At 45.5% G+C, this 2,907-nt stretch carries 2 protein-coding genes and 2 pseudogenes; all 4 read left to right on the forward strand.

Annotated elements, in window-relative coordinates; translation table 11 throughout:
• Positions 1–638 (forward strand): tetratricopeptide repeat protein (locus GYRE_RS23045; protein ID WP_038258865.1); only part of this gene is annotated, 638 nt, incomplete at its 5' end.
• Positions 639–816: 178 nt separating this feature from the next.
• Positions 817–2,022: pseudogene (locus tag GYRE_RS25390) on the forward strand (RHS repeat-associated core domain-containing protein); the annotation flags it as partial.
• A 1-nt stretch (position 2,023) separates the two neighbouring features.
• Positions 2,024–2,467, forward strand: coding sequence for a hypothetical protein (locus GYRE_RS23055; RefSeq protein WP_038258867.1), 444 nt, complete (start codon positions 2,024–2,026; stop codon positions 2,465–2,467).
• Between the two features lie 215 nt (positions 2,468–2,682).
• Positions 2,683–2,772, forward strand: a pseudogene (locus GYRE_RS25395) (hypothetical protein); the annotation flags it as partial.
• Positions 2,773–2,907: the final 135 nt, after the last annotated feature.

The raw sequence follows: 2,907 nt of genomic DNA on the forward strand, positions 1-2,907 counted from the left end.
AAGCCATAGAGTGGTATAAGAAAGCAGCGGGGCAGGGAATGACAAGAGCACAAGTAAACTTGGCGCAAGTATATCTCATAGGTTCTGGTGTACAACAAAATTATATGGAAGCCAAAAAATGGTTGTTAAAAGCGGCTGATAAAAATGATACAAATGCAATGAATAATCTTGGGCAAATTTATATGCAAGGCTTGGGTGTAGAAAAAGATAATATACAAGCCGAGAAATGGTATATTAGAGCAGTTAATCTTGGTTCGATGAGTGCAAGAAATTCACTGGGCGCTTTTTATGGTAGAGGATTAGGGCATCATCAAAACGATCGAGATAAAGTGCTGCCACTGGTCAGAGCATCAGCATGTCAGGGGTATATCCAGGCACAGGTTAATCTTGGTTCATTTTATACTGAAAATGATGGAGAAGAACCTGTAGATTATAAAAAAGCTTATGCATGGTATTCTGTAGCATACGTTAATGGTTCTGTAACCTCCAGGAATGAACTCAATTCACTTACTAGAACTATGAGTCATGAGGAACTCATTGATGCAAAAAAAATGGCTACAGAGTACATTCAGAAATACCGCTCCTCCCCGATTGAGGATGATACCTACAAGTCTCAAACAGAATGCAGATACCCTTAATAAAGAGGGAGTTTATGTGGAACATAGTGGCACACTGAAAATAAATCATCTGATGATTATCGGGAGTAAGACAAAGGATTCCTTACCTTATGTAAGCAATTAATTAAAAAAACATCATCATATCAAATTAACTTTTGAGGTTTTTTTATGAGGAAGATATTAACCGCTGTTGGGCATGCCGTATGAGACGTGGTACGGCTGGGAGGGAGACAGGCTGACGACGGTGCAGACATCGCAGAGCCGTATCCAGACGGTGTACGCGGCGGGGAGCTTCACGCCGCTGGTACGCGTTGAAACAGAGGCGGCTGAACAGGCGAAGGCGCAGCACCGGAGCCTGGCGGAGAGGCTGTCACAGGAGGGCAGCGAGGATGGCCGTGAAGTACAGTTCCCGGCGGCGCTGACGGCGATGCTGGACAGGCTGGAGGGCGAACTGAGGCGTAACGCGGTGAGCGAGGAGAGCCAGCAGTGGCTGGCGGGATTCGGGCTGACGGTGGCGCAGATGGCGGGACAGCTGGAGCCGTACGATGAGCCGGAGCGGAAAATCCATCTATATCACTGCGACCATCGTGGCTTGCCGCTGGCGCTGGTGAGCCCGGATAACACACTGGCCTGGCGTGCGGAGTATGACGAATGGGGAAACCAGCTGAGTGAGGAGAGCCCGGAGCACCTGGAGCAACAGATACGGCTGCCGGGGCAACAGTATGATGAGGAGTCAGGGCTGCATTACAACCGGCACCGGTACTACGACCCGGGGCTGGGGAGGTATATCACCCAGGATCCGATAGGGTTGAGAGGGGGATTGAACTCGTATAAGTACCCACTGGATCCTGTATCCAGAGTTGATCCGTTGGGGTTAATAGATTTCCCTGGTTATAACACTTCATGGGGTAATTCTGTTGGCGGGATTAGTAATGAAGTCTCCAAAGGAGATATGTCGTATGGTGATGGTGCCAGAGCAATACAAGAACAAAGTGGACCTCATTATTCGCCACCTATATTTTCAGTATCTGCTGATGGTGGTGTTTCTGCATATGGTATCTTTGGAGGTTCAGTATCCGCTGGTATTACGACAGGAAACGGTGATAAAGGCCTTGATATTTGTGTATATATAACCAATTGCCAAGGAGCTGGGACTGGAGCTGCGGGAGGCGCGTCTATTTCAGGCTCTGTCAGCAACGCTCCTCCTGGGTCCGGTGTGTCGTATTACGGTGGTGCAACAACTGATGTAGGTTTTTTGGTTAATGGAGCGGCGACCGTCTTGACTGAATTAAATAAAAATGGCGATCCAGTTCATATATCAACGGGACTTAGTGGTGGTGTTGGCGGTGGTTCGTTTGGCGGTTTAATTACATGCCAGCAATATACTAAATGTTTGGTGAACTAAGATGAATGTTTATAAGCAATATATTTTCTTGCCTGTATTTCTTTGTGTTATCTTAACTGCGTGTGATAGTAATAATACAGAAGATGCAACAAACGAGGTGCGACTTTTTCACAAGCAATATAACGAGGGGAGCTTTAATTATATTTATAACAATATGACATCAATGAGCTTTAAAAAAGCCACATCACAATCCGATTACATTTCATTCATGAAAAAAAATGCTCAACTTCTTGGTGAGTATCAGTTTGGCAGGCTAATAAAAGAAGACAAAGTGCAAGTGCTTATTGGGGATAATAATGTCAGATTAACATTGCACTCAACCTACGATAATTATGAATTGGACGAATTATTTGTGATAAAAAAAGAAAACGGTAAAGATAAAATACAGCAAATTATATATGATATGGTTCATGCGGTAAAAATAACAAACCGTACACAGGAGTGAATCTGAAGGAGCTATGGAAATGGTGCTGGTCAGACGATAGTGGATTTTGGAAGAAAAAGCCCAAGAACGCGGTGCTGAGAATGGTGGTTGTATGAGTGAAGCGAGCCGGGCGTGGCTGAGCCAGTGTGGCTTGGCGGAAACACAGATGCAAGGACAACTGGAGGCGGTACTGGCCGTGGAGCAAACCGTTCATCTGTACCATTGTGACCATCACGGATGCGCAGATTGCAGGGGCTTTGGCCATGGTGCGTGCGCTGAATAAAATAACGAAGGCAAGAATGCCAGAAAGCGGGCGTATTGCCTGACAGCAGCAATCTGCAATGGGGATGCTTATCCTAAATCTGATTTATTCAAAAAAGTCGTGTAAAAGATATAGCTGAATCTATGATAAAGGATGGTGAAAGAGACCCAATGAATCTGGTGTTGACCTGTAGCAAAAG

This window comes from Yokenella regensburgei ATCC 49455 (genome assembly GCF_000735455.1).
In the GTDB taxonomy this organism is placed as follows: domain Bacteria; phylum Pseudomonadota; class Gammaproteobacteria; order Enterobacterales; family Enterobacteriaceae; genus Yokenella; species Yokenella regensburgei.